Origin of the sequence: Bradyrhizobium sp. INPA03-11B (assembly GCF_040446015.1) — a bacterium.
GTDB classification, from domain to species: Bacteria; Pseudomonadota; Alphaproteobacteria; order Rhizobiales; family Xanthobacteraceae; genus Bradyrhizobium; species Bradyrhizobium macuxiense_A.
Window position 1 is genome coordinate 1 of record NZ_JASGSR010000011.1, and the last position, 25,262, is coordinate 25,262.

A 25,262-nucleotide genomic window follows, 5' to 3' on the forward strand; every position below is an offset into this window, starting at 1 on the left:
AGGGATCGCCATGACCGCGTCTCAATTTCTCGACGTCGACAACATCGAGGTCCTCTACGGTCAGGCGATCCTGGCCCTGCGCGGCGTGTCGCTCAGGGTCGAACAGGGATCAATCGTTGCTCTTCTCGGCGCCAATGGCGCCGGGAAGACCACGACCCTGAAGGCAATCTCCAATCTGCTTGGATCCGAACGCGGTCATTTGAGCCGTGGTGCGATCACGTGGCGCGGTGAGGTGACCAGCCGGCTCGACCCGGCCGATCTCGTTGGCAGGGGGGTGGTCCAGGTTCTCGAAGGTCGCCATGTCTTTCCCCAGCTCACGGTCGAGGAGAATCTACTCAGCGGCGGGTTCGTCCGTCGGCCGAGCCGCCGCGCGCTCGCCGACGATCTCGAGCGCGTTTACACATGGTTTCCGCGGCTCAAGCAGCGCCGCAGCGCGCGTTGCGGCCTGACCTCGGGCGGCGAGCAGCAGATGGTCGCGATCGGGCGCGCCCTGATGACGCATCCGACTCTCGTGCTGCTCGACGAGCCCTCGATGGGGCTTGCCCCGATCATCGTGGAGGAGATCTTCCACATCATCCGCGATCTCAACAGGAACGAGGGTGTCAGCTTTCTGCTGGCCGAGCAGAACGCGCATCTCGTGCTTCAGTTTGCCGATCACGGCTACATTCTCGAGAACGGCAGGGTCGCCGTGTTGGGCACGGCGGCTGAGCTCGCCGGACGGGACGACGTCGCCGAATTTTATCTCGGCGCGTCGACGGCCGGAACGGCGGAGGCATCCCTTCGAACCCCGGTCGTCTAAGCAGGAGTAGTGCATCATGGCCATTCGTTTCGGATATTGGATGCCGCTCGGCAGCGGCGGCTTCGTCATCAGCAACGTTCCGCAGCGGACCGATTGGACGCTCGACTACAATGCCTCCCTCGCGCGTGAGGCCGAACAGCTCGGCTTCGAATATGGCCTCGCGCCGGCGCGCTTTATTGCGAGCCATGGCTGGGAGCTGCAACAAGAGGCAATCACCTGCACCGCAGTGCTCTCGGCGCAAACCAAGCGGCTGAAGCTGATCAGCGCGATTCACACCGGCTTTTGGCATCCGGCGATGATCGCCAAGGTCGGCGCCACGATCGACGTCTATTCCAAGGGACGGTTTGCCATCAACATCCTGACCGGCTGGTTCAAGGACGAGTTCCGCGCCTTCGGCGAGCCGTGGCTGGAACACGACGAACGCTACCGCCGCTCGGAAGAGTTCATCCAGGTGCTCAGGGGTCTCTGGACCCAGGACCGTTTCAGCTTCAAGGGCGATTTCTACAGCATCAACGATGCCTGGTTGAAGCCACGACCGATCTCGCACCCCTATCCGGAAATCTTCCAGGGCGGCAATTCCAAGGCCGCGCGCCGGATGGCTGCGAAATATTCGGATTGGTATTTCCTCAATGGCACCACGGTGGACGGTGCCAAGCAGCAGATCGACGAGGTCCGCGCGCTTGCCAAGGCAGAAGGCCGTACCGTGAAATTCGGGCTCAACGGCTTCATCATCCAGCGGCCGACCGAGCGGGAGGCGCTTGAGCAGCTCGAAGCGATCGTCGCAGGCGCCGACCCCGAGATCGTTCAGGCCTTCGCCGAACAGGTGAAGCAGGCCGGCGCATCGACCGCGGAGAAGATCGGGATGTGGGCGGATTCGAGCCACGCCAATCTGGTCCAGCCCAACGACGGCTTCAAGACTCGTCTGTTCGGTCCTCCCGAGCTAATTGCGGAGCGCATCCGTGCCTATGAGGCCGTTGGCGTCGACATGATTCTTTGCGCCTTCCTGAATTTTACCGACGAACTGCCAGCGTTCGGCCGCGAGGTCATTCCGCTCTTGGACACGACCGAAGCTAACAGGGCCCACGAGCCTGAACCGGCTTGAGTCGGCTAGGTTAGGATACAAAAGCGAACGGACTGAAATGGCAGGCGAATTCAAAACAAAGCTCGTGTCGGAGCAGCTATCGGCCGTGAAGCGACCCGCAACATTGAGCCCATGGACATGAAGACGGTCAAGCGCTTGGATGATCGATGACCCGACCAGGGCTCGTTACCGGAACGCGCCTGATGTCCTTCGCGGCTTGGCGCACCACGATCCGCGCCAATTGAAGATGCCCCAAAATCACGCGGCTCAGAGCGCATCTGCTCCGGAGCAGAACTGCTGCCTCGGTGAACCTCGATGGCCGAAGAACCCGCCTCAACAAAGGGCTCGTCCGTGCCCTCAGTTCCATCAACTCCGCATTGGGACGTCCTTGACGGTCCAGGCTGACCATTGCGCATCATTTGCTCCGATTGACGCTATGCCGCTGTCAGTACACTCGATCAGTCGCATCAACGCCTGGATGGAACGGCATGGATATTCCACCAGCTTGCGCAGCCAGTGCGTGTCGGCCGGCTGGCTGGTTCAACCGGCGCGGGGAACCTTCACACGTCCACTCGGCGATCGCTGGACCTTTATTGAAACGAAGCTAGCTCCTGCTTCGCTCGATCTCGGAGAAGAACGCGTTGCACTTTGCCCGAGGCGGTCATCGGGAGGGCATCGACTGGTATGACATAGTGCGGAATCTTGAAACTGGCGATCTTGCCCTTGCAGCGGGCTTTCACGTCCTCGAGCGAACATTCCATGCCTGGCTTGAGCACGACATAGGCGCAGGGCACCTCGATCAAACGGGGGTCGGGGACGCCGACCACCGCGACCTGCTCGATCGACGGTATCAGGGCCAGCAGCTCCGTCTCGAGCGCGGCGGGTGAGACGTTCTCGCCCCCGACCTTGAGCATCTCCTTGTACCGGCAGAGAAACTGGAGGAAGCCATCCGGCCGCCGGAAGCCTCGATCTCCGGTGAGCAGCCAACCATTGTCGATCGTCGCGGCGGTAGCCTTCGGATCACGGAAGTAACCGCGCATGACGGTGTAGCCGCGGACGGCGATTTCGCCTTCGACGCCGTCAGCCTGCTCCTTGCGGCCAACGGGATCCAGGATCTTGAATTCGAGCCCCGGCAGCGGGCGGCCTGATGTGGTGCAGCGCTGCTCCTCCGTATCTTCCAGTGAGCTCAAGAACACATAGCATCCGGCTTCCGACATGCCCCAACCCGACGCGGTTGGGCACATGACCGTTTGGACCTTTGCGGCGACGGCATTGGAATTCTCCATGCCCGCCGGTAACGAGCCGAAGCGGAGGCTAGAGAGATCGGCCTTCAGATGGGCTTGCGCACGCATCATGTCGGCATAATGCGTCTCGAAGCCGTGGAGACCGGAGATGCGCTCGCTTTCGATCAGCCTCACTGCCGTCTCGGCGTCCCAAGTGTCCATCACCACCTGACTCGTGCCGGCATACATGCAGCCGAATACCGTCTCGGACAGGCCGTACAGATGGAACATCGGTAGGAAATTAAGGACGACGCTTCCTTCCTTCAGCGGCCAGATGTCATAGCGTTTGCAAATGCTCCGCAGCAGGGTGTGATCGTGCATCACGCCCTTGGGATTGCCCGTTGTGCCAGATGTGAAGACAATCATGGCGATGTCGTCGACCTTCACCTCCGCGGCGACCCTCTCGAGCTCGTCGGCCGACACCCGTCCGGCATCGTCGAGGAAACGCGCCCAGGACAGCGGTCCGCCGTCCGGCGTATCGCTCATGATGACGATGTCGACCAAATGCGGGAAGGAGTCCGTGCGCTCGAAACGCTTGCCGTCGAATCTAGGAAGAACGGTCTTCAGGATATCGACATATCCAACCGGACCGGAGCGCTCGATGACGAACAGCAATTTGCACTCGGCCAGGCGAAGCGCATAGGCAACGTCATGTTCGCGATAGCGAGTGTTCATCGAGGCTGCAATGGCGCCAATCCTTAGGGTCGCATACAGCGCGATCGTGAACTCGATCCGGTTCGTGACCCACAGGCCGACGACGTCTCCCTTGCTCACGCCGCGTGCCAGCAGTGCGCGCGCCGCACGGTCGATTTCGGCGTTGAGTTCGCCGAAGGTCAGCCGGACATCCCGGAAGGTAATCGCGGTTTCCTTGCTCCAGCGCTCGGCCGCGGCCCGCGGCAGGTCGCCAAATCTCGATGCGATTGGGGACATGTATTCCGCTCCCTCGACAAACCCGTTTGGTCATTACTTGGTGATCGGTTTCTCGCCGCGCTGGTCCGGTTGGCATCGGGGGCTGCGGCGATCGCGATCGTCCAGCCCAAGACCGACAAGCGTAATACCATCTGGTTAATATATATACCGAATAGTATATTTCGCCAAGCTTTATGTCGAAGGCTGAACCCAAGGCCGAACGCGCGCCGGGAACAGACCTACGGGCCTGCTCGGAACCGCTGAGCAAGTGCGAAAGCGATCAAAGAGGTCATGGTGAAAGCGTTGAACAAGAGCGAAGCCGTCTCTGTGACGGAGGAAGCAGCGGACAACTGCTGCGGATCGCGCGGGGAGTCGGAGATCATCCGTTTCCACGATTGAGGTCGAGCCGGCGCGGTTCGCGAATAGGCGCGCCGCACGCAGCCGCAGAAATTGCTAGGAATGCGTGTGTTTCTAATCCAACGCACGGGAGGAGGCAGGAATGTCGGATGGGCAGTACAAAACGAAGCTGCAGCAGGTCAGAGCCAACGCCGCAAGGCTCTACAAGGCCGCGCCCGAGCCGATGAAAGCTTTTCAATCGCTGGTCACCGCGGCCTCGAAGGACGGCGCGCTGTCGGTCCGGCACAAGGAGCTCATCGCGATCGCGACGCGTTGCGAGGGCTGCATCGTTCATCACGTCGACGCCCGCAAGGCGTCACGGCGCCACGCGCGAGGAAGTCACTGATACCATTGCGGTCGCGGTCGAGATGGGCGGAGGTCCCGCGACGGTCCATGGTGCCGCGGCCCTCGTGGCGTTCGACGACTTCGCCACATAGCGAGGCGCGCCGCGACGTCTCGCGGGACAACTGGAGAGACTAGCATGGGAGCCAATCTGGCCCTTCAACATCGTCCGTGCGACTGGATGTCCCAGTCGCGCCTGGCCGGGCCCGTCGCGCTCGTCGTCCGCGAGGGGCCCGGCGGTTCCCATGATGTTTTCTTCCGACATGTATGTGTTGACGTTAGCGCGATTACTGCAGCCGGCAGACCGGACGGCCGGCGTCGACGCTCCAGGCAAGGTCGCCGCGCCGGATCAGACGGTTCACATGTGCCAGTGTTTCGGTGAAGGCGAAGCTCATCTCATGCGCTGTGAGATTGCGTGAATGGAACAGCGTCGGGACGAGCTCGTCTACCGATTTCGGTCCCTCGCGGCAGGCTTCGATGGCACGGCTGCAGCGCTCCTCGTGATGAGCGAGGATTTCCGCGCAGCGCCGGTGCAGGCCGTGGAACGGCCGCCGATGGCCGGGCAGGACGAGCACGTCATCGGGAATCTCCGAGATCATGCCGCGCAGCGTGCGCATGTAGTGGCCGAGCGGATCGCCGGTCGGCTCCATCGCCCACACGCCAATGTTCGGCGTGATCTTCTCGAGCACCTGGTCGGCTGCGAGCAGCAACTCCTCCTCGGGGCAGTAGAGCAGGACCTGTTCGGGCGCCCGCCCGTCGGCGCTCAGCACGCGGAAGCGGCGGCGTCCGATAGTCAGCGTATCTCCCATCAACAGCCGATAGAAGGTCTCGGGCAGCGGGGTCACTTCGCGCAGATAGTCGAGGCCATGGGTTGCGACAATCGACGCCGCCTCCGCCGTCATGCCGTAGCGCCGGTAGAACGACCGGTTCTGCTCTGATGCCGTCGAGTGCGGGTCGAGCGAGAGCATCTTGCTCGCGGCATAGGTCGAGTAGCTCGTCAGCAGCGGAACGTCGAAGCGCGCGCAGAGCCAGCCGGCCAGCCCGATATGATCCGGGTGGTAGTGCGAGACGATGATCCGGGTGATGCGTATGCCGGCGAGGGGGCCGGCGAACAATCAGTCCCAGACCCCCTGCGCCTCTGCGGTGCGGATGCCGGTGTCGAAAATGGCCCAGCCGTCGTCATCCTCTAGCAGGTAGATATTCACGTGGTCGAGACGATAGGGCAGCGGCATCCGCAGCCACCGCAAGCCGGGCGCAACCTCGAGCACCTCGCCGTAGGCCGGCGGCGTCTCGAACGGAAACGTCAGCGCGCGTGCCTCGTCAGGGCGTGCATTTAATGGCATGATCGCTCCTCATTCGATCGTCCCGGTGGCCGGCGCGATCGTCGCCGGCCCTTGCTCCGAAGCCCGCCCCGGTCAGTAGGCGGTTGGCCAGCATCGTCTCGGCGAGCGGGACGCTGTGTGATATCCGGCGATGCGCAGGACATCGATCGCCTCGACCGGATAGACGCTGAAGCCGCCCGCCTCCTCGCGGACGAACCCGAGCGCAAAGCCGGCTTCCGCGGCCTGCTGTCAGCACGCCTCCGACCACTGCTGGGCCGCCCTGACGTGCCGATCGGACACCGACGCGAAGAGACGGCCGGCACTCTCATTGAGAGCTCGCTTGCCTCGCTCCGGTATTGCAAGGTCGCCATCTCCGGATCCATTCACGGCTGTTGTGCGCCGGGATGGCCGCGACACTGCCACCTCGATTCGGCGTTATCCTCCAATATACTGGCTAGTATATTTATTTGTCCGTCTTATATTCTATGAAGAATGGGCAGTCGGCCAGCCGAATGCGGAGTTTCGGCCCGGTGCCGGCATCTCGGCTGCCGCACGCCTGGCCTGAAAAGGGCGCGGCGCGAAGCCCGCAGAATCACGTATCAATAAGAAATCGTCACGAAGGGCCCACATGAGCGTCAAGCAGCATATCAAGGAATACAAGCGCGAGTTGATTCTGGAGGCGGCGGCGAAGCTCTTCTACGAGAAGGGCTTTCAGAAGACGACGATCGACGACATCGGCGCCGCGCTCGGCGTCACCAAGCCGTTCATCTACACCTATTTCGAGAACAAGTACTCGATCCTCGAGCAGCTGTTCGATCAGTCCTATGGCGACCTGTATGTCGACCTGACGCAGGTTCTGAGCAACAAAAAGGGGGCCGCAAAGGATCGCTTGCAGCAATTCGTTGCGCTCTATGTCGAGAAGAACATTGAGTATCAGAAATTCTCGGCGATTATGCTTGAGGAGGAGAAGAGCCTCAGCCCAAAGAAGATCGGAGACATCAGGCGCAAGCAACGCGACTTCGACGCCAAGCTTGCGCGCCTGATTGAAGAGGGCGTCTCAAACGGAGAATTCCATGTCAGCGACCCGACGATCGCGTCCCTTTCGATCAGCGGCATGGTTCGATGGACGCATCGCTGGTATTCGCCCAAGGGGCGGCTGTCCGCGGCAGAGCTGACGCGGACGATGAGCGAACTTGCCTTGAACCTGGTGGGATGCGCTCCGACTTGAGCTCATCCGAAGGGCCTCTATTTCCTCGCGTGGGCTTCCTTGATCAGTGGGCACTCGCTTTCCGTGAGCGGACGGGTCGCGTCCTCGGCACTGAGCTTCTGGATCGGCTTCAGGACGTCCCAGTCGGCAGTCGATTCCTTCGGTGATTTTGCCTGAAACAGGTACATCGGGCGTGGCAGGCGGCCGTCCTCACGGACCTTGCCGTTTTCGGTCATGAAGTCGTTGACCGGCAGTTCCCGCATCTTTGCAACGACCTTCTTGGCGTCGGCCGTTCCGGCAGCCTGCACCGCCTTGAGATAGTGCATGACCGCGCTGTAGACCCCGGCCTGCATGCTGTTCGGCATCTTCTTGGTGGCCGCGAAGAAGCGCTTGGAGAAGGCGCGCGTCTTGTCGTCCAGATCCCAATAGAACGCTTCGGACGACAGCAGTCCCTGTCCGGTCTGCAGCCCCAGGGAATGGATGTCGTTCATGAAAGTGATGAACGACGCAAGCTTCTGACCGCTTTCGACAATGCCGAATTCATGCGCCTGCTTGACGAAGTTGACGAAGTCGGCTCCCGCAAGCGCGAGCAGGATCGCCTTTGCCTTCGATGACTGCGCCTGAAGAATGAAGGAGCTGTAATCGGCCGTGTTCAAGGGAACGCGCACGGTGCCGACTGGCTTGCCGCCTGCCTCTTCGGCGAAGCGCGAACCGTCACGTGCCATTGCGGCGGCGAAGGCGTAGTCAACCAGGACCTGGTAGAAGGTATCAGCACCGGAGCGGATCGTCGCCATGCCAACCGTCTTCGCAAGCCCGTAGCTGTCATACACCCAGTGGAACGAGGTTGCGGTGCAAGCCTTGCCGCTGAGGTCGGCAGAGCCCGCGCTGGTCACGATATCGATCTTGCCGTTCGCCGCGACGACGTTACGAACGGCGAGTGCCACGGCCGTATTGCTGAGGCCGACGATCATCTCGACGCCGTCGGCTTCGATCCAGCGCTTGGCGATAGCCACGCCCGCATCGGCCTTGTTCATGTGATCGGCCGAGACGATTTCCACCTTGCGGCGCAGCACCGGACCGAAATCCTCGACGGCCAGCCTGGCTGACGTGAGCGAGCCCTGTCCGGACAGGTCGGCATAGGGGCCCGACATATCCTCGAGCACGCCGATCTTCAGGGGCGGCTCATCGGACCAGACAGGACCGGCCAGCAGTAAGATCGAGCAGGCGAGCAGGAATTTACCAACTAGGTAGCGCATGAATCCTCCATTTCGCTGATATACTTGTTGGTATTTTTAAATTACATACAGTACGAGGACGGTAAAGGCAAACGGAACTGGCACGCCCGGAAATCCTCGATCAAACTCGGCGCCACGCGACCCCCAACACGCAAATAAGGGCTCAAGCTTGACATATACCAATCAGTATATTTTTATATCACAAAGAATGTCGATTAAATCGCGATGTCGGAGACGCCAAAATGACCAGCGCGGGCAATGCTTCGTTTAAGGTGGCCATAGTCGGTGCCGGCGCGTCCGGCATCGCAACGGCGGTGTATCTGCAGCGTGCGGGCATGGCGTTCACGGTGTTCGAGCGCGCTGCCGATGTGGGCGGAACCTGGCGTGACAACACTTATCCGGGTTTGTCCTGCGACATTCCCTCGCACCTGTATCGCTATTCATTCGCGCCAAACCCCGAATGGAGCCGCGAATATTCACCGGCCGCGGAGATCCACGCTTATTTCCGGGGAGTGGCGGAGAAACTCGGGATCATCGATAAGGTCCGCCTCTCCAGCGAGGTCACCAGGGCCGAATTCGTGGGCGAGGGACTGTGGCGCATCACGACCACACAAGGCGATGAAGGCCTGTTCAATGCCGTAATTGCTGCGACCGGTGTGCTGCACAAGCCCGTGCTGCCCGACATCGGCGGCCGCGACAGCTTTTGTGGGGTGTCATTCCACAGCTCGCGCTGGAACCACGACGTCGTGCTCGCCGGCAAGCGCGTCGGCATCATCGGCACCGGTTCGACCGCCACGCAGATCCTGCCAGCCATTGTCGACGAGGTGGAATCAGTGTCGCTGTTTCAGCGGACGCCGCAATGGATTATCAGCGTCCCCAACAATGAGTTCTCCGAAGAGAAGAAGCGCGCGTTTCGGAAAGAGCCGCAGAAGATGGCGGAGCTCTATGACCACCTGAACAATCTGTTCAACCGGCGATTTGCCGCATCGCTGGTCGGCGAGAACGACGAGGGCCTCGCCGAAATGGCGCGGGCCTGCCGGCAGAACCTCGAGGACAACGTCCATGATGTGAAGCTGCGGCGCCGGCTGACGCCGTCCTATCAGGCCGGATGCAAGCGCCTGATCGTATCCGACAAGTTCTACCCTGCGATCCAACGCCCGAATGCGCGTCTGGTCGACACCAGGATCATGCGGATCGAGCCTCCAGGGATCCGAACCAACGACGGCCTGATGCATGAGCTCGACGTGATCGTCTACGCGACCGGCTTCGATCCGTTCGCATTCTTCCGCCCTGCGGTGATAGTCGGTCGCAATGGCGTCAGCCTCAACGAGCGCTGGAAGGAGTCCTGCCAGGCCTATCGTTCGGTGGCGGCGCCGGGCTTCCCCAATTTGTTCTTCATCGGCGGTCCGAACAGTCCGATCGGCAACTTCTCGTTCCTGCGCACCGCCGAAGTTCAGATCGGTTACGTGACCGAGCTTGTGAAGCTGCTCTCTGAGGGCGCCCATCGCGAGGTCGAGCCGACCGAGGAAGCGACCGAAGCATTCAACGCCGAGGTCGAGCAGGCGATCAAGCATACGGTCTGGGTCACCGGCGGGTGCAAGAGCTGGTACTTCGACAAGCAGGGCAAGGTTGTCTCGTGGCCGTGGTCGTACGGGCGGTTCGAAGCCGATTTGAAGCAGCCCCGTATGGAGGAGTTCAAGGCGGCCTGACGGCAAGAGCAAAAGGAGAACGTCAATGACCGGGACAATCCCGAAGGCGCGGCCCATCGTTGCCGCGGCGGAGGCCGATGCACGGCGCGTTCCCGAGCGCGACGAGGCCGTGCTGCGCTATGTGCTGGAGCGGCGCGCCGCAATGCATCCCGATCGGCCGTTCCTGCGTTTTCCCGATGGAACGATGACGACCTATGGTGCGTTCAGCGCATCGGTGCAGAGCCTCGCCGCAGGCCTTGCGTCGATTGGTGTGAAGCAGGGCGATACGGTCAATGTTTGGCTGCCGAACACGGTCGATATCGTGCGGGCCTGGTTTGCGATCAATTGGCTCGGCGCCGTTTACGTGCCGATGAACACGGCCTATCGCGGCAGCCTGCTTTCGCACGTCCTGATCAATGGCGGTGCGAACGTCCTGCTGGCGAATGGCGGCCTGGTGGACAGGTTGCAGGGTATCGACTGCGGCACGATCGAGACGATTGTAGTCGCCGGTGAGCCCGACGCTGAAATCGAGGGCAAGAGCCAGATTCCGCTCGCTGCGCTCAACCGCAGCCTGGCGGATTTACCACCGCTGGCAAGACCGATCGAACCCTGGGATCCGCAATCGATCGTCTACACTTCGGGCACCACGGGTCGGTCGAAGGGCGTGGTCAGCTCCTACGCGCATATGTGGCACATGTGTGGTCCGGCCGCCTATCCGATGCTGGACGAGACCGACAGCGTCCTGTGCTTCCTGCCGTTCTTCCACATCGGCGGAACGCTGCCGGTCTCGGCGATGCTCAATCGCGGCGGCGCGGTGGGACTGGGCGGCGATTTCACCACCGACCGGTTCTGGCCGACCGTCCACGCCACGCAGGCGAGCTACACGATCCTGCTTGGCGTGATGTCGAGCTTCATCGAAAAGCTCCCGCCATCGGATGCCGACCGCCAGCACGCGCTGAAGAAGGTGACGATGATTCCGCTTCCGGGCGACTCCCAGGCGTTCGCGGAGCGGTTCGGCGTCGATGTCTGGACGCTGTTCAACATGACCGAGCTCAACACGCCGATCGTGTCGGAGCGCAATCCGCTGATGCCCGGCACCTGTGGCAAGGCGCGGCCGGGCAACGCGCTCCGCATTGTCGATGATCATGACCGCGAGGTCCCTCCGGGGCAGATCGGCGAATTGATCATCCGCAGCGATGCGCCATGGGCACTTAACTCCGGCTACTTCAAGAATCCTGAAGCGACGGCGCATGCCTGGCGCAACGGCTGGTTCCACACCGGCGATGCGTTTCGCAGGGATGCCGACGGGAATTTCTTCTTTGTCGATCGCATCAAGGACGCGATCCGCCGTCGCGGCGAAAACATCTCCTCGTTCGAGGTCGAGGCCGAGATTCTGTCGCATCCGGCCATCCGCGAATGTGCCGTGGTCGCGGTGCCGAACGAGCTTGCCGAGGACGACGTGCTAGCGATCGTGTCGCCGGCGCCCGGCGCCGTGGTCAAGCCGGAAGAACTGCTCGCGTTCCTGCAGTCCCGGCTCGCGCATTTTATGATCCCGCGATACGTGCGCGTCGTCGCCGAATTGCCGCGCACCCCGACGCAGAAGGTCGAGAAATATGTGCTGCGGCAGCAGGCCGTCACGGCGGACACCTGGGATCGCGAGAAAGCAGGCATCCGGATCAAGCGAGAAAAACTCACCAACTGAAATCATGGGCAGATCGATATGACGCGCACGGTAATGGTGACAGGCTCGTCCCAGGGCGTGGGCCTCGGGATCGCGAAGGTGTTCCTCAAGTATGGCTGGCAGGTGTTCGGCGTCGACCAGAAGCCGGCGAGCGAGACGGTTGCTACGCTCGGTAGTTACGCGCATGTTACAGTCGATCTTCGCGACGGTAAGGCCTGTGAGCAGGTTGTCGCCGAGTGTGTCGGCCGCTTCGGCGGGCTCGATGCGCTCGTCAACAATGCCGGTCTCGGCAATGCGCGCGGCTTTCTGGAAACGAGCGACGAGGACTACGAGCGCTATTATTCGGTCAATGTCCGGCCGGTGCTGCAACTCTGCCGCCTGGCGCTTCCCGCCCTGAAGAAGAGCCATGGAGCGATCGTCAATATCGCCTCGGTGTTCGGCATGGTCGGGGCGGCGGGCAGCGCGGCCTATGTGCCGACCAAATTCGCCGTCGTCGGCATCACCCGGATGCTGGCGACCGAGTTCGGCAAGGATGGCATCCGCGTGAACGCGGTGGCGCCCGGCCTGATCTGGAGCCCCGGTACCGACGACCGGATCAAGAATAACGCATGGTGGCATCGCATGATGATCGAAGGCTGCCCGCTCGGCCGGGTCGGCCAGCCCGAGGAGATCGGCGAGGCCTGCGCCTTCCTTGCGTCGGACGCCGCCAGCTTCATTAACGGCGTCGTCCTTCCGGTCGATGGCGGCTGGTCGATTGCGAAATTCCTGCCGCAGCCAGCGGATGCGTGAGGCAAGAAATTGCCGCGCGGCAACGGCTGCTGCGCGGTGTCCGGTTGGAATTGAAGGAGTGCCGCCTTGACCCGCAATGCCGTGATCGTCGATGCCGTCAGGATCCGATAGGCAAGGACGGCGGGGCCCTGTCATCCGTGCATCTCGTTGAGGTGCTAGCGACCGTTCTCAAGCCGGTCGTCGCGCGAAACGCACTTGATCCTGCGCTCGTCAATAACGCCATCGTCAGCTGCGTGACGCAATCGGGCGGGCAGGCCAACGTCCGCGGATGGCGGTGCTCCCGGCCGGATCCCGGTGCAGGTGCCTCGCGACCATGATCGACCGCAAATGCGGCTCGAGCCAGTAGGCCGTGCATTTCGCCGCCCGGGACATCGCTGCTGGCGCCCGGCCACGATTTCTCCAACACGCTCTATGGCGTGCGCAAGTCCAGGAAGCAGCGGGGCGGCCGGCGCCAATGTGCAGATTCTTAAGATGGCGCCGTGGCGAAGAACAATTCATCGTCAGTGTTCGCTGGCCAGATCACCGGCGTGTTTGGCCTCGTCGGCGCCGGCCGATCGCGAAGTCAATAAGGCCGGCTTGACCGGGGTCGACCGGCTGATCGTCAAGTCTCAGATTCGAAAAAGCTGATTAGCCGCGACGACCCTACTCGGGATCGTCGATATCGACGCTATCGTCGAGACCCACGAACTAATAATCCCCTACGGAAAGGCAAGGTACACCAATAGACGGGTTGATCGACAAAGAATTGCAGCGCCCGGCCCGTCCTTCCCAAGGCTATCGTGTACGTCGATCCCACGTGGCTTCTCGCTGCCAACAACGACAGCTGGTCTTGCCTGCAAGATTGACAGATAAATTGCTGACGGGACGGCGGAGCATCGATCGACCAAGACGTGTGGCAGTGTCAACCGCAAACCCACGGCCGCGCAATGATCGGCGTGGTCACTGCGCCTAGCTTGCCGACCTCCACGCGCACCACGTCACCGGGCTTGAGAAATCGCTGCGGCTTCAGGGCGGCCCCGACGCCCGGCGGCGTTCCCGTAATGATTAAGTCGCCGGGCTGAAGAGTCATCGCCCTTGACACGTGTGCGATGAGCGTTGGTACGTCGAAGATCATATCGGAAGTGTTGCCATCCTGCATCAGGTCACCATTGACGTGTGCCGTAACACGCCATCCTTCAGCCGGATTGCCTGCCTCGTTGACCGTAACAATTGGACCCATTGGTCCACTGCGGTCGCTATTTTTGCCGAGCGTCCATTGTGAAGTCTCCATCTGCAGGGTGCGAGCGCTTAGATCGTTGAACGTGCAGTAGCCGAGGATGCCCTCTGACGCTTCTTTCGGCGTGACGGCGAGCGTCCGCCGCCCAATGGCCACGCCTAGCTCCGCCTCCCAATCGTAGGCCTCGTCCATCGCGGGCGATGCATCGCCGGAGACGATCACAGTGTCCGCCCAGCGTGAGAACACAACGGGCTTCTCGGGGATCGGCGCGCCAGTCTCGATCGCATGCGCCCGATAGTTCAGTCCGATGCAGATTATTTTTGCGCCGAGGGGCAAGGCAGAACATAAGGTCAGTTCGGCCCGCGGCGAGCGCACCGAACCGCCGGCCGCAATGCACCGTTCGGGATTCCTCCAGAAGGTGGCGCGGTCTGCTATTCGGACCACTTCGTCGCCATTCATATAGCCGATAAAGACATCGTCGTTTTCGCCGTAGCCGATGAGTCTCATGGAATTAAGCTCCGTCGTCGTCACCAAACAAAGGTCTATTGATATATCACAAAGTGTTTTGTTTTAAAGTCCCTTTATTTTCTCTTGCATAAAACCCGAGACCGGCGTTTAGTCATAAAGTATTTGATATATCACAAATGGAGACGGCATGACTGGGTTCGTTCACGAGCCGTTTGATTCTCATGGCTTCCGAAGGGTGCTCGGCAGCTTTCCAACTGGCGTTACCGTAGTCACCTCGCGGGCCCCCGATGGAAGGCGTGTCGGCATGACTGCCAGCAGTTTCAACTCCGTTTCTCTCGATCCGCCGCTCGTATTGTGGAGCGTAAGGCGGAAGAGTGGACTTTGTGATGTCTTCAGCAACGCCGCGCGCTGGGCCATTCACGTTCTATCGAAGGATCAGGTGGATCTTTCAGTCAGGTTCGCTTCCAATTCGGAGGAGCGATTTTCCGGTTTAGCTCTCGATGAGGGGCTCGGAGGCGTTCCCATTCTGGCGGGCTGCGTAGGGGTGCTGCAATGCGCTCGCTATGCCGCATACGACGGCGGCGACCACGTGATCATGGTTGGTAAAGTGAAGGCGTTCTATCACCGCGAAGGCGAACCGCTCCTGTTCCATGAGGGCAGGTATGCAGGGCTATCTTCGGCGACCGAGCAGGCCTACCGCGCGCTCCGATCGCGCATCGTATCGATGAGGATCCCTTCGGGCGGTCGATTCAAGGAGGGCGATCTCCTGGGCGAGATCGGCTTGAGCGCCATGGCAATCCGGGAGGCACTGGATCGGCTTTGCGCGCAGGGCCTTGTGACCGCCATGCCGTTTGGCAGTTACCAGGTCGTGCCGATTACTCCGAAGCACGTAAAAGACTCATTCGATGTGCTGGAGTCCATCGCGCCATCGTTATTCTCGTTAGCTGTGCGCAAAGCCTCGCAGAAGGTCGTCAATGACATTTGTAGGTCGTTGAGCGACGAACTACGTGCCTGGGAGGCTGGCACACAGACAGGCGATCTTTGGCTAGATTGCTGCCAGCGGCTATTCGAGCTGATGCTAGAAATGGCTGACAACGAACACTACCTGGCATTGTGGAGGCGAATGTCAGGTGTCAACGAGCGCCTATGGCGTATCGCGTTCGACCATGCCTTAGCGCCGCCCGCGATTGCGATAACCCGGGATTTCATCGTTGCAGTCAGAGAGCGCGATCATCCGACCGTGATGTCGCTCGTTCAGCGGTTCGTGCAGGACTCCCGAGATCTCGTCCTGTCCGTGCTTGAGAGTGCAAGCCCCACGAAGCATGACGATGCAGCAGAGCATCATATGCCCTGCGATAATCGTTACCGCGACTTCCGTCCGACTCAAAACACCACAGAACACGCGTCACCTTGTCACTCCGAATATGGATATCCGACCCCGGCGTAAGGGGAGAAAGTAGGATGGGTTTGGCCGATTCTCGCAATATGTGGATGCGATGACGCGGCATACAGTCGGATTTTCCATAGTCACGCCTACCTCCGTCCGACGACACCGATAACCAGGCTGCAGGCAGCCCCGTCCAATCACTCGGGGGAGAAAGACGTTTATGACGACATTCGACGACCTTGTGGCGCATATCGATCAAGCTGGTATCGACGCCGACCCTCTCCGGGACATAAGTAAGCTAAAGTCTGACATCACACACGACGAAGCGCTTGCTGTCCAGCTGGCGGTCAAGCGACGCCGCGTCGCCGCCGGCGATCGGATTATCGGCCATCAGGCTTCCTTCACTTCATCGGGCATTCGCAAGCTGTTTCCCGATGCTCCCCGGCCAATGATCGGCACGCTCCTCGCGTCGATCGCGTGCACTGATGGAGACGAAATCAAGTTGGATTGCGATGCCGCCTTCATCGAGAGTGAAATGGCCCTTCTGCTTGGCCGCGACCTTGAGGGTCCGAACTTGACGCCCACAGACGTTCTGGCAGCCATGGACGGAGTTCTACCGGCGATCGAAGTCGCGCCGCTGCGCCCTGGTGTGCTGGAAGGCCATTACAGCTGGCCACACCTCATCGCGGTCCAAAAGGCCGCCGGCGGATACGTCGTGCTCGGTTCTCGGGTCACTTCCGTGCATCGAATTGATCCTCGGCTTGAGGCTTGTCTGGTCGGGATCGATGGTGAAGCGCGGGCCGCGGCCGCAGGCTTCGAGGCGATGGGGAGTCCACTGAAAGTCATCTCGGCGATGGCCGCCGGGCTTCATAGGATCGGGGAGAAGCTGCATGCCGGGCAAATTCTCCTGACCGGAAGTCTCGCGCCACCACAGCGGATTACCCCCGACAACAACTTCGCTCACCTTGAGTTTGCCACGCTCGGTACCGTGTGCGTCCGACTACGCTGACTCATGCAATTGCCGACTTTGGCCAGAGAGAAACCACCATGCGTTACGTGAGATCATTCGAACCGAGCGGGCTACATTCGGATCCAAATAACTGGCTCCTCTCGCAGGATGACGGGGCTGGTTGCACCATGCGACTTCGATGCGGAGGCGTGCAAACGTCGCCCCGATCGATCGATAACGTCGAGCGCTTCGCTCTGTTGTTGGCCGGCACGGCGCGGCTTGCAGGCGAAGCAATCCATAACGAGGTTTGTGCCGGCGAATTCGTGTTCATCCCGGCGGGTGTGGTCGCTTCACTAGTTGGTGAGCCCAATGCTGTTTGGGTCGAGATTGAGGCTCCGCTCGCCTCTACTGCACCGACCACAGCCATTGATGGTGGCGCTAGAGTTGTCACCGTCGACGACAGACGCTTCGAGGGGCACGGCTTTGCATATCAAACCGTTATGGATCGCGCGCAAGGAGCGCATTCGATGCGCATCAATTTGCTCGAAGTACAGCCAGGTGCCGGCAGTCCCGACTATCACATCCATACCTTCGCTCAGATATATCTGATACTAGAAGGAGAGATGACGCTCGAAATTGGCGGCCGACGTACGAAAGCTGGCGCGCACACACTCGTATTCCTTCCGCCTGGCGTCGTGCACCGCAACTTCAATGCCTCCCGTGTCGTTGAGCGTCACGTCAGCTTTCTAGTGCCAGAGCCTAACGCGGGCGAAATCTTCGACTACGCAGTCACTATCCACGACAAGGAAGCAGAGCTGTTGCGGGAATTGCCTGTCTAGTTCAAAGCGAGCCCCCGGCTTTGCGGGACAGATCGGCATTTGCCTCTGCAATCCCGATCATCGTGGCAACCAAGAGAATCGTTCCGGAGTGGGCCTTGGTGTATTCAGAGTAACCGAAGCACGCTCGCTCGTGCGGTGGCTATATATTGCTCGGCTAGCTCGGTTACCGAGTCGACATCACGCGACCGCCAGGCATCGGCCTGACGTCCCTGCACGACGAGTGATCGCGAAATCCCGGGATCCTTGCCGAGCGCTGCTCGAAAGATTCGCTCATTAATTCCCGACAATCTGCGCCAGATCACGGCGAAGTGCTCGTTGTCAGCGGCGGCGATCGTCTTATCAAACAGACCCATGGTCAACTCGAGCACTTTGGGGTCTCGCTCCGACCGGTTCAGTGTGCGTTCAAGCTCTTCTATGTCGCGCGTGATCTCGTGGATCTGATCCTCCGTAGCTCGCGTGCATGCCATACGGCACAGCGAAATGACAAGTGGTCGCCACACATCGAAGAAGTCACGAATGTATTTGACGGTCATCGGAGTGACCAGTGTGCCGCGACGAGACACTACTTGAACTAGACCGTCCTGCTCCAACCGATCGAGAGCCTCGCGAAGCGGCATCGCGCCGAAGCCTGTCTCGACGGCGATCTCTCTTTCCTTGAACCAGGTCCCTGGCGCCAATTCTAGGGTGACGATCCTTCTCCGGAGCTCTGCGTATGCTTTGTCAGCAAGAGATTGCCTCTGCACGGGAGGTGCGATCTCTCGCTCGCCGCTCCCCAGCCGAGCCTTCGGTCTGCCAATCGGGGATTTGGTGACCGATGAACCGTGAGTATTCGTTCGCGCGATCGGCTTAGCTCGGCTCCCACTTGCAGTGCGAACTTTCATGCTAAACTCGCCCTGGCCCGGATTCACTGGTCGGCCTACAACAGGAAAAACGTGGAAAGCCCTCGGATTTCATCAAGCTCGCTTCCTTTGTCACCATACGCTGGTGGTAACTGAAGTTCAGTGCCGCCTTCGCACACCCGTCTTTGCCGGGCGCAAGATATGTCTGTAGTAACTCGCACTATATATGTAAGAACTTAAGGCGAGGAAACACGCATAATTTCCAGCAAGATCAGTTTTCTGCTCGATGGATTCGGCCGCTTAGATATCTTGACCATAGACCGGTGTGTCCCTCGCTGGATCGCGCCACTTCGTGCTCAACCCCATCTGCGCAGCGCCGAACATTCTCGCGCGCCGAAACGGGGTTGAAAAGCCTTAGGCATCAAGATTTTGCAACATAGTCGCTTTGCGTGAAGGTTTACCCAAGCCGACTGATGCAGAAACACCTTGCTGACAAAAATGTAGACGGCAATCAGCAGCTAAAATCCTTAAGCTCGCGGAACAATTGTGGATATCCGCCATCAGATATTATCGATCGTTATCGATCGCGCGGATCAGCCCTGCGCAAGCTGGCCGTTCCGATTTCAGTAGTATCGCTATGAGCCTGCTCACATCCCCCGAGTATCTCTCTCTTCCACGTTTGCGCGTTTAGCCGGTCAAGTCGACATACCGCTCAATTGCAGCGCCTTTCCTCCTACGTAGGATGTGACTCTCGTTCGACATTTGGTTGGTGATATTTCAATCCGATCTGTGGCGAAAAATAGGTTAGTAACCGCTTTACAGTCGTTCATCGGTGATATATCAAAAGTCACATGGCGGCGCCTATAAGAGACCGCTGATTTGGGACGCGATGCCGGGAGGCCCCCTTTAGGCGGGCCCAAACAATGAGGGAGGACACGATGAAACGAGGGACGACGCTCGCTTTAGCAGTAACGACTTCACTATCGCTTTTCTCTGCCTTGGCTTGGGGTGACGAAAGCATAAGGCCCGCGGGACCGATCGGCGGGACCGACATCAGGCAAGCCGAGTTGCCGCCCCCTGGTGTTTATGGCGTCGGCGTGGGAATGGGACTGGATTTCCCGACATTCTGGGGGGCGAACCAGGATTTCGACGCTCAAGGACGTTCCGGAGCGCTTGGGACTGGACTTGTAGTTGTCTATTCGGCGCAGGTCTTGGGCGGGTCAATCGGGTCGTCGATCTTTGCAAGTGCAGGCAGAACCTGTTTCGGCTTCCAGCCGGGACCGAAGAGTTGTTCTGAAGGTCTCGGCGACCTGTATTCCGACGTGTTTGTCTGGTCTCGATATTTTCCGAGTGGGGTGCCCGCGTCTCCGAACAACCCCCTTATCCGCTATGGGCTGAACGTGATGTTCGGGTTGGGCATTAACTTTCCGACGGGGGCGTACAATTCAGCGCAACTCGTCAATCTGGGCGGCAACATGTACGACATTGCGCCTAATGTCGCGCTCACCTACACGGCTCCGAGCATTCTAGGCCCGGGACTCGGAGATGCGACCGAGTTCAGCGCTCGGGTATTCTTCAATAACTATACCAAGAATCACGCCACCGACTATCAGAGCGGAAATGTCGTGAGCGCCGATTTTGCGATCACGCAGCGTGTAAACCAATGGCAATTCGGCCTCACCGGAACAAGCTATCTCCAGATCGAAGACGATCTAGTCGCGGGCGTCACGGCTCCGAACGGCGGCAACAGGGCCGTCGGACTCTTTTTGGGACCGATCGTTTCCTATGACTTCCTGGCGGCTGATCGGCCGTGGAACGTTACCCTCAAAGGCCTCTTCGCGGTCACGGGGCAGAACGCGGTAGCGGCGAACGGCTTGGTGTTGCGGGTCGCAACCAAGCTCTTCTGACGTTTGATAGTCGAGAGCAGTGTTCCGCTCGGTGAGCCAGTCTGAGTTCTACCGCTCAACGAATTAAATCCGACGTGGGTACGTTCGCCGTTTCTCGTGTCGCAAAGATGGAGTTACCAATGATCAAAATCTGGAGTTTCGAATTCTGGAATGCCCAAGGGACCCGCCCGAGCAGTTACGAGGACGAAGTCGTCGTTCAGCAGGCGTTCGAGAGCAATATGAAGGTCATCGAAACGCTCGATCGCATCGGATTTGAAGGCGTCTTCTTCAGCGAGCATCACTTCTTGGCCGCTCTGATACCGTGTCCAAATCTCGTCATCGCGGCGGCGGCTCAGCGAACGAAAAGGCTGCGCCTTGGCGTAATGGGTAACGTTCTGCCGTTCCACCAACCCTTCCGGATTGCAGAGGAATTGGCGATGCTCGACTATCTTTGCGGCGATCGGCTTGAGATCGGCTACGCCAGCGGCATCGCTCCTGAATATCTTTTCGTCAACATCCCACAGGACGAGATCCGGCCGCGGTTCACGGAAATGCTAGACTTCATGGCGGCTGCTCGAGAGAGCAAGCTCGTCAGCCATCAAGGTAAGTTCTATCAATACGACGAGCTCTATTCAATGCCTCGCCGCAAGCGCCCGGCGCGTCGGCGGGAGTGGATGGCCATTTACACGGAGGGGGCGGCCAATGCCGCTGCCAGGCGCGACATGAAGATCGCTTGTGGCTACCAGTCCGTGGCGAATATGACCAAAGTGTTCGATGCCTACCGGGACCAGATGGCTGCTGAAGGCCGCCGGGTCTCGCCCGACGATATGGCCATCCGCCGTTCCGTTCTGATCGCCGAATCCGATACGGAGGCAGCCGAGCTGCACGAGAAGACGTTACAAGCGTCGCGGCGTCACCAGGAAGAAGCATTCCTCCCGCTCGCCGATCGGATAACGAGGTTGCTGGGCAGGGCCATACCGGAGGGTGTAGCGGCTTCCGGTGTGAAGGATGCGCAATTCGCGTCAGCGCTTATGGGGCAGACAGAGACCAAGAAAGGATTCTCCGTCTTCGATACGGGCATGGTCGATATGAACGATGAGTTCATCTTCGGCTCGCCGACGACCGTCGCGGAACGTCTCATCGATCAGTGTCGCCGCACTGGTGCCGGCAATCTCTGCGCCTATCACCCGGCGTCCTTCGACTATTCCGAGCTCGCGCACCATTACCGGCTCTGGGAGCAGGTTATGCCTATCGTTGCGTCAACTAGTCTCGACTCGATCATGGCCTAAGCGGGAGCCGAGCTATGTCCGACTTCCACATCCCAGGTTCGGGTTTTGCGCGGCATCATGTAACGGTCGATAGATATAACATCCTGTATGCGGTTGCAGGCGAGGGACCCACGCTTGTCAGCGTGCCCGGCTCGGCTGGTGCTGAGATGTCCACGGCGAAGGATTTGCTGGCGAGACGCTTCAAAGTGATCGAGCTGAATCCGCCTGGCTTTGGTCCAAACGACGACTTGTTGGGTACGATCGACCATAAGGAGCTGGCATCATTGTTGGGCCGAGCGCTGGAAGCGATGGGCGAACACAGCTACCATGTGCTAGGCACCTCGATCGGCGGCTTCGCCGCCATGTGGCTTGCGTTGGAAAGACATAAGGAGACCCTGTCGCTTACGCTCGAGGCTCCGATGAACTTCCTTGACGCAAGCGCCGCGCGGTCCCCCGAAATGTTCCACACATTTGCCGCGCTAGGAACCGGAAGCGTTCGTCTGGCCGATGTCCTTCCGATGATCGACAAGAGTCCTGCTCCTTCAATTCACCCGCGCAAGCCCTGGGCCGACGTTGATTTTTTCAGAGAACAGATGCGCAATCGATTGCGTCTGTTCCAGCATCTCGTCAACTTGCATGACGAGGAGCTGAAAGAGCGAGTGCGGACGCTGAAATGCCCTATCATGTGGATACTGTCGGAGCAGGACGAAGTCATCCATCCCCATGCTAAGGATCAGTTCCTTCAGTACGCGCCTCTGGCCCGAACGGAGCTTTGGCCTGAGGGTACTCATGATCTTCAGAACACGCAACCGGAGCGCTTTGCCGAAAGCGTGACGAGATTCATCGGAGAGCTCGGCTGAAGAAATTGTGAGATCGGAGTCAGGATGTGCTCCGATTATCGATCCGCTCTCGCCAGTTGGACCGCAGCCGACGCGAAATTGGCGCTTCTACTGTGATGAGTTGCGCGACCGTTCGATATGGAGATCCCAATATGTCTACATTCATGCAAGCCCAGATCATGCTGACTTTCGCCAATCTTCTGATCACTGGAGCTCCGCTAATCGCGGATCTGAACAAGACCCATGCGACAAATCCACTGTGGATAGGACACGCGCGCTTTCATGTCGTCTGGCAGGTGCTCAGCTATGGCTGCCTTGGACTGTTGAACATGTACATAATTTGGAGGAAGCCGAGCAGCGAAAGCCTCGCCGTTAGTTGTGCTATCCTAGCCTGCATCATTATCGGATTCTTCTCTGCGGCGTTCAGCGTCAAGCGCTTTGGCGGTGCCTTTTACGACGAGAAGGGCTATCTACCTTTCGCTCATCGGACCATTATGGGTCGACACGTTGAATTTGACGTCAATGCCGTTGGTTTCTCATTCTTCGGGCTTATTCTTATGATAGCCGCTGCGATGAGTTTTTATGCGCCTTGATTAACTTGATTAAGAAGTGTGGCTCGGGGTCCCAGCGAGTACCTATGGGTGCAGTCAGTCTGGTGTTTGTTGCTCGTGGATCGATCGGTAAACATAGGGTCACATAACACCCAGTCCTCTGCGACGATCAACTGGATCAGGTTGATGCAGTTGACCTCCATGTCGTTACAGACACCGGAGCCTTGCCGATGCTGCCGATGCCGGTCTCCTCGGTAACGATCGTTTAGACTTGCACCTTGGCAAACGCGATGACGAACGGGTTGGCTTTTTGCCCGCCGATACCAGGCCTGTGTAGGTGTTGACGATGTGGTTGACCTGCTGCTGCACCGCTGCACCACTTCGTCAGGCGTAATGAACATGGTCTCACGCGACTTTAGCCAACCGTGAAGCTCCTCAGAACGTTGTTTGTTGCATTCCCGAAGGACCAGTGTCGAGGAAACCAGCCGGCCGTCGGTGACGAGCTGGTCCAGTTGCTCCCATAGCTTCGGAAACGGTTCGGCTTGTAGCGTTCGTACCAGGCGGCGATCAGCGCGCTCGTATCTGGTAGATCGCCGGCCAATCACGGCGAAGCGGTGCGCTCTTTCGGACGTCGAGGTCTTGTGGGAGAGCGCCGCCGGCGACCGAGGAACCCACGCGCTCTGGCTTCGCGAAGGTAGATCGAATACGCACTTGGATTGGCTACGAAATGTCTTTGCTGAGGCGTTCGATCCGGTGAAGGGCAGCAATCCGGATCGAATCGGTCAGCTGTTTTGGAAAGCGCTCAGGTAACGCCTTCAGAACCTCAGCAAAGGCTGCTTCGAATCTGTTCGCGAGATCGTCAAAGATGGCCCGGACGACGGGAGTTCCGACGCCGGACATTTCAGCGGTTTGTACGAAATGGCGCGGCAGTATCTCATTGATCGTGTAGTGGCGGCTCTTGCCAATAGACATCGCGAGCTTGAACGGCTGAATCTGCTTCGTATCCAGGCTTGGTTGCGCGCTGAGTACGTCATAGAGCGGTGTGAGACGGAAACGACCTCCTGGATTGAGAAATACGCTGAAGTTCTTGGCATGTGCATCTGTTGCGCCAATCAGCCAGAACACAACGCCGGCGCGCATGAATGTTGCCAGATCCTCCGTTGGAGCATCGCTACCTTTCAGCAATTCCAGAATTTCTCTCATGCCCGGACCACCGTCGGACTGATATTTTCGTGTTGGTGGTACGGATAGGGCCTGGCAGCAATCCTCTTGTGGCAGGCGCAGCAAGCGCCTGTCTTTGGTCCAACGGCGATCAAACCGCTCGACGACGAGCGTGCGCCGCCCGCCGAATTTTGCGATTTCCGCGCTCGCCGCGGGTATGCCGAGGGCCGCTATCAGCTTGAGGCAGAAGTACTCGTTTTCGACGCTGTTTGAGAGATCGACTCCGTTAGGCAGACGTCCGATCTGCGGCTTCAGAATGTGCGTCGTCGCCACGGTGCCAACGGGCTTGTACCATTTGCCGTCACGGCGCAGCAAGGCCGTCTTCTCCTGAGCGCCGGCGAGTGAGATACGAAAATCGTCGTCCTCACCGAGGCCGAGCGGCGCTGTGGCCAGGTTCTGGATGATGTAGGCGACCTCGGCGTCGTTGACGAGTTTGCCATCGATCATTCCAGCTTGGCCTGGATCGACGCCTTCCGGCAGAAGCTGGAGCGCGCCCACGCAGTCATGGCCGAGGGCCGTGAGCATGCTGTAGGCATCGGTACCGGCTGCGCCGACACGCTCGGCGACACGTCTTCGTATCGGCTCACTGTCCGGCAGAAGATTGTCGAACACATTGATCACGGGAGCGCCGATGTAGCGGTCCTCACGAAGCGGCAATGAGAGCGAAATCGGGAAGGTTGACTCCCAGGCAAGCCAGTTGCGATCGTATCGGAATTCGACGGCCCCACTGGTCTCGCGGTTGAACACCCCTGCATGGCGTCCGTTTACGAATACGTTTAACGGCGCATTGGCTCTCGGGCGGCCCATCAAAAGATATCCTCAATATCGGTTGCGCTGGCTTTGCTCCGCGGGCGGACCACCAGCTCGAGATCAAGCGCCGCCAGCGCTTCCATGACGGTACGAAGCTGAATAGCGGGCGCCCCTCCTTCCAGCCGGGACACAGTTGCCTGACGCAGGTGGATGTTTTTTCCCAGATCAGCTTGTGTCAGTCCGGCTTTCTTGCGAGCTCGGCGCAAGATAGCGCCAAGTTGCTTCTCGGTTCGCGCGATCTGTTGAGTCATGTGGAC

At 59.6% G+C, this 25,262-nt stretch carries 24 protein-coding genes; 15 read left to right on the forward strand and 9 right to left on the reverse strand.

The features are described from left to right. The first annotated feature begins 10 nt into the window (after positions 1–10). Both QMZ05_RS06510 and sfnG read left to right on the forward strand, forming a co-directional pair. Positions 11–799 (forward strand): ABC transporter ATP-binding protein, encoded by a 789-nt coding sequence (locus QMZ05_RS06510; RefSeq protein ID WP_353700133.1) that lies wholly within the window; start codon positions 11–13, stop codon positions 797–799. A 16-nt stretch (positions 800–815) separates the two neighbouring features. After that, on the forward strand, positions 816–1,901 hold the full coding sequence (gene sfnG / locus QMZ05_RS06515; protein WP_353700043.1) for a dimethylsulfone monooxygenase SfnG: 1,086 nt from the start codon (positions 816–818) through the stop codon (positions 1,899–1,901). A 569-nt stretch (positions 1,902–2,470) separates the two neighbouring features. On the opposite strand, the gene QMZ05_RS06520 is transcribed toward sfnG, so the two are convergent. Next, positions 2,471–4,093, reverse strand: a complete 1,623-nt coding sequence (locus tag QMZ05_RS06520) for an AMP-binding protein (RefSeq protein WP_353700044.1) — start codon at positions 4,091–4,093, stop codon at positions 2,471–2,473. A 478-nt stretch (positions 4,094–4,571) separates the two neighbouring features. On the opposite strand from QMZ05_RS06520, the gene QMZ05_RS06525 reads away from it, so the two are divergent. Both QMZ05_RS06525 and QMZ05_RS06530 read left to right on the forward strand, forming a co-directional pair. Continuing rightward, positions 4,572–4,814, forward strand: a complete 243-nt coding sequence (locus tag QMZ05_RS06525; protein WP_353700045.1) for a carboxymuconolactone decarboxylase family protein — start codon at positions 4,572–4,574, stop codon at positions 4,812–4,814. A gap of 4 nt (positions 4,815–4,818) precedes the next feature. Continuing rightward, a complete protein-coding gene (locus QMZ05_RS06530; protein WP_353700134.1) occupies positions 4,819–4,905 on the forward strand; it encodes a hypothetical protein in 87 nt (28 codons plus the stop codon). 192 nt (positions 4,906–5,097) lie between these two features. On the opposite strand, the gene QMZ05_RS06535 is transcribed toward QMZ05_RS06530, so the two are convergent. Together QMZ05_RS06535 and QMZ05_RS06540 are read right to left on the reverse strand one after the other, a co-directional pair. Continuing rightward, entirely contained in the window at positions 5,098–5,925 is an 828-nt protein-coding gene (locus tag QMZ05_RS06535) for an MBL fold metallo-hydrolase (RefSeq protein ID WP_353700046.1), read from the reverse strand. Further along, entirely contained in the window at positions 5,926–6,153 is a 228-nt protein-coding gene (locus QMZ05_RS06540; RefSeq protein WP_353700047.1) for a hypothetical protein, read from the reverse strand. A gap of 607 nt (positions 6,154–6,760) precedes the next feature. On the opposite strand from QMZ05_RS06540, the gene QMZ05_RS06545 reads away from it, so the two are divergent. Further along, the gene (locus QMZ05_RS06545) at positions 6,761–7,360 is read left to right on the forward strand and encodes a TetR/AcrR family transcriptional regulator (protein WP_353700048.1); all 600 of its coding nucleotides are present in this window, start codon (positions 6,761–6,763) and stop codon (positions 7,358–7,360) included. Positions 7,361–7,377: 17 nt separating this feature from the next. Here QMZ05_RS06545 and QMZ05_RS06550 read toward each other — a convergent pair whose 3' ends face one another. Next, positions 7,378–8,595, reverse strand: coding sequence for an ABC transporter substrate-binding protein (locus QMZ05_RS06550; protein ID WP_353700049.1), 1,218 nt, complete (start codon positions 8,593–8,595; stop codon positions 7,378–7,380). A gap of 221 nt (positions 8,596–8,816) precedes the next feature. Between QMZ05_RS06550 and QMZ05_RS06555 the strand changes: the two genes are divergently transcribed. Genes QMZ05_RS06555 through QMZ05_RS06565 form a run of 3 tightly spaced genes read left to right on the forward strand, consistent with a single transcriptional unit; the run spans position 8,817 to position 12,732 of the window. Further along, positions 8,817–10,283, forward strand: a complete 1,467-nt coding sequence (locus QMZ05_RS06555; RefSeq protein WP_353700050.1) for an NAD(P)/FAD-dependent oxidoreductase — start codon at positions 8,817–8,819, stop codon at positions 10,281–10,283. Between the two features lie 25 nt (positions 10,284–10,308). Then, complete coding sequence (locus QMZ05_RS06560; RefSeq protein ID WP_353700051.1) at positions 10,309–11,964, forward strand: AMP-binding protein; 1,656 nt, start codon at positions 10,309–10,311, stop codon at positions 11,962–11,964. An 18-nt stretch (positions 11,965–11,982) separates the two neighbouring features. Then, positions 11,983–12,732, forward strand: coding sequence for an SDR family oxidoreductase (locus tag QMZ05_RS06565; RefSeq protein ID WP_353700052.1), 750 nt, complete (start codon positions 11,983–11,985; stop codon positions 12,730–12,732). Positions 12,733–13,633: 901 nt separating this feature from the next. Here the strand turns inward: QMZ05_RS06565 and QMZ05_RS06570 are convergent. Then, positions 13,634–14,455 (reverse strand): fumarylacetoacetate hydrolase family protein, encoded by an 822-nt coding sequence (locus QMZ05_RS06570; protein ID WP_353700053.1) that lies wholly within the window; start codon positions 14,453–14,455, stop codon positions 13,634–13,636. A gap of 148 nt (positions 14,456–14,603) precedes the next feature. Here QMZ05_RS06570 and QMZ05_RS06575 point away from each other — a divergent pair, with 148 nt between their 5' ends. The 3 genes from QMZ05_RS06575 to QMZ05_RS06585 all read left to right on the forward strand — a co-directional run bounded on the left by QMZ05_RS06575 (position 14,604) and on the right by QMZ05_RS06585 (position 17,591). Then, positions 14,604–15,863, forward strand: a complete 1,260-nt coding sequence (locus QMZ05_RS06575) for a flavin reductase (protein ID WP_353700054.1) — start codon at positions 14,604–14,606, stop codon at positions 15,861–15,863. Positions 15,864–16,023: 160 nt separating this feature from the next. After that, positions 16,024–16,812, forward strand: coding sequence for a fumarylacetoacetate hydrolase family protein (locus QMZ05_RS06580; protein WP_353700055.1), 789 nt, complete (start codon positions 16,024–16,026; stop codon positions 16,810–16,812). A 149-nt stretch (positions 16,813–16,961) separates the two neighbouring features. After that, on the forward strand, positions 16,962–17,591 hold the full coding sequence (locus QMZ05_RS06585; RefSeq protein WP_353700056.1) for a cupin domain-containing protein: 630 nt from the start codon (positions 16,962–16,964) through the stop codon (positions 17,589–17,591). Positions 17,592–17,695: 104 nt separating this feature from the next. Here the strand turns inward: QMZ05_RS06585 and QMZ05_RS06590 are convergent, their stop codons facing one another. Next, positions 17,696–18,472 carry a GntR family transcriptional regulator gene (locus tag QMZ05_RS06590; RefSeq protein ID WP_353700057.1) on the reverse strand — a complete coding sequence of 259 codons (777 nt, stop codon included), beginning with the start codon at positions 18,470–18,472 and terminating at the stop codon, positions 17,696–17,698. Between the two features lie 896 nt (positions 18,473–19,368). On the opposite strand from QMZ05_RS06590, the gene QMZ05_RS06595 reads away from it, so the two are divergent. From QMZ05_RS06595 to QMZ05_RS06610, 4 genes are all read left to right on the forward strand, one after another. After that, entirely contained in the window at positions 19,369–20,337 is a 969-nt protein-coding gene (locus tag QMZ05_RS06595; RefSeq protein ID WP_353700058.1) for a transporter, read from the forward strand. 119 nt (positions 20,338–20,456) lie between these two features. Continuing rightward, positions 20,457–21,605, forward strand: coding sequence for an LLM class flavin-dependent oxidoreductase (locus QMZ05_RS06600; RefSeq protein WP_353700059.1), 1,149 nt, complete (start codon positions 20,457–20,459; stop codon positions 21,603–21,605). 14 nt (positions 21,606–21,619) lie between these two features. After that, positions 21,620–22,444, forward strand: coding sequence for an alpha/beta hydrolase (locus QMZ05_RS06605; RefSeq protein ID WP_353700060.1), 825 nt, complete (start codon positions 21,620–21,622; stop codon positions 22,442–22,444). 131 nt (positions 22,445–22,575) lie between these two features. Then, a complete protein-coding gene (locus QMZ05_RS06610) occupies positions 22,576–23,016 on the forward strand; it encodes a hypothetical protein (RefSeq protein WP_353700061.1) in 441 nt (146 codons plus the stop codon). Here the strand turns inward: QMZ05_RS06610 and QMZ05_RS06615 are convergent. From QMZ05_RS06615 to QMZ05_RS06625, 3 genes are all read right to left on the reverse strand, one after another. Next, positions 23,004–23,579: a DUF4411 family protein gene (locus QMZ05_RS06615; RefSeq protein ID WP_353700135.1), complete on the reverse strand. Its 576-nt coding sequence runs from the start codon at positions 23,577–23,579 to the stop codon at positions 23,004–23,006. The two genes, QMZ05_RS06610 and QMZ05_RS06615, sit on opposite strands and share 13 nt — an antisense overlap. A gap of 115 nt (positions 23,580–23,694) precedes the next feature. Further along, positions 23,695–25,002, reverse strand: a complete 1,308-nt coding sequence (locus tag QMZ05_RS06620) for a type II toxin-antitoxin system HipA family toxin (RefSeq protein ID WP_353700062.1) — start codon at positions 25,000–25,002, stop codon at positions 23,695–23,697. Beyond that, on the reverse strand, positions 25,002–25,256 hold the full coding sequence (locus QMZ05_RS06625) for a helix-turn-helix domain-containing protein (RefSeq protein WP_353700063.1): 255 nt from the start codon (positions 25,254–25,256) through the stop codon (positions 25,002–25,004). Before QMZ05_RS06625 ends, QMZ05_RS06620 begins: the two co-directional genes overlap by 1 nt. Positions 25,257–25,262: the final 6 nt, after the last annotated feature.

Bases quoted from the DNA above. Each gene is read 5' to 3' on its own strand.
- QMZ05_RS06625 (WP_353700063.1), bottom strand. From the start codon at position 25,256: ATGACTCAACAGATCGCGCGAACCGAGAAGCAACTTGGCGCTATCTTG.
- QMZ05_RS06550 (WP_353700049.1), bottom strand. From the start codon at position 8,595: ATGCGCTACCTAGTTGGTAAATTCCTGCTCGCCTGCTCGATCTTACTG.
- QMZ05_RS06610 (WP_353700061.1), top strand. From the start codon at position 22,576: ATGTCTACATTCATGCAAGCCCAGATCATGCTGACTTTCGCCAATCTT.
- QMZ05_RS06590 (WP_353700057.1), bottom strand. From the start codon at position 18,472: ATGAAAGTTCGCACTGCAAGTGGGAGCCGAGCTAAGCCGATCGCGCGA.
- QMZ05_RS06555 (WP_353700050.1), top strand. From the start codon at position 8,817: ATGACCAGCGCGGGCAATGCTTCGTTTAAGGTGGCCATAGTCGGTGCC.
- QMZ05_RS06565 (WP_353700052.1), top strand. From the start codon at position 11,983: ATGACGCGCACGGTAATGGTGACAGGCTCGTCCCAGGGCGTGGGCCTC.
- QMZ05_RS06510 (WP_353700133.1), top strand. From the start codon at position 11: ATGACCGCGTCTCAATTTCTCGACGTCGACAACATCGAGGTCCTCTAC.
- QMZ05_RS06545 (WP_353700048.1), top strand. From the start codon at position 6,761: ATGAGCGTCAAGCAGCATATCAAGGAATACAAGCGCGAGTTGATTCTG.
- QMZ05_RS06575 (WP_353700054.1), top strand. From the start codon at position 14,604: ATGACTGGGTTCGTTCACGAGCCGTTTGATTCTCATGGCTTCCGAAGG.
- QMZ05_RS06520 (WP_353700044.1), bottom strand. From the start codon at position 4,093: ATGTCCCCAATCGCATCGAGATTTGGCGACCTGCCGCGGGCCGCGGCC.
- QMZ05_RS06620 (WP_353700062.1), bottom strand. From the start codon at position 25,002: ATGGGCCGCCCGAGAGCCAATGCGCCGTTAAACGTATTCGTAAACGGA.
- QMZ05_RS06605 (WP_353700060.1), top strand. From the start codon at position 21,620: ATGTCCGACTTCCACATCCCAGGTTCGGGTTTTGCGCGGCATCATGTA.
- QMZ05_RS06570 (WP_353700053.1), bottom strand. From the start codon at position 14,455: ATGAGACTCATCGGCTACGGCGAAAACGACGATGTCTTTATCGGCTAT.
- QMZ05_RS06595 (WP_353700058.1), top strand. From the start codon at position 19,369: ATGAAACGAGGGACGACGCTCGCTTTAGCAGTAACGACTTCACTATCG.
- QMZ05_RS06525 (WP_353700045.1), top strand. From the start codon at position 4,572: ATGTCGGATGGGCAGTACAAAACGAAGCTGCAGCAGGTCAGAGCCAAC.
- QMZ05_RS06540 (WP_353700047.1), bottom strand. From the start codon at position 6,153: ATGCCATTAAATGCACGCCCTGACGAGGCACGCGCGCTGACGTTTCCG.
- sfnG (WP_353700043.1), top strand. From the start codon at position 816: ATGGCCATTCGTTTCGGATATTGGATGCCGCTCGGCAGCGGCGGCTTC.
- QMZ05_RS06600 (WP_353700059.1), top strand. From the start codon at position 20,457: ATGATCAAAATCTGGAGTTTCGAATTCTGGAATGCCCAAGGGACCCGC.
- QMZ05_RS06580 (WP_353700055.1), top strand. From the start codon at position 16,024: ATGACGACATTCGACGACCTTGTGGCGCATATCGATCAAGCTGGTATC.
- QMZ05_RS06560 (WP_353700051.1), top strand. From the start codon at position 10,309: ATGACCGGGACAATCCCGAAGGCGCGGCCCATCGTTGCCGCGGCGGAG.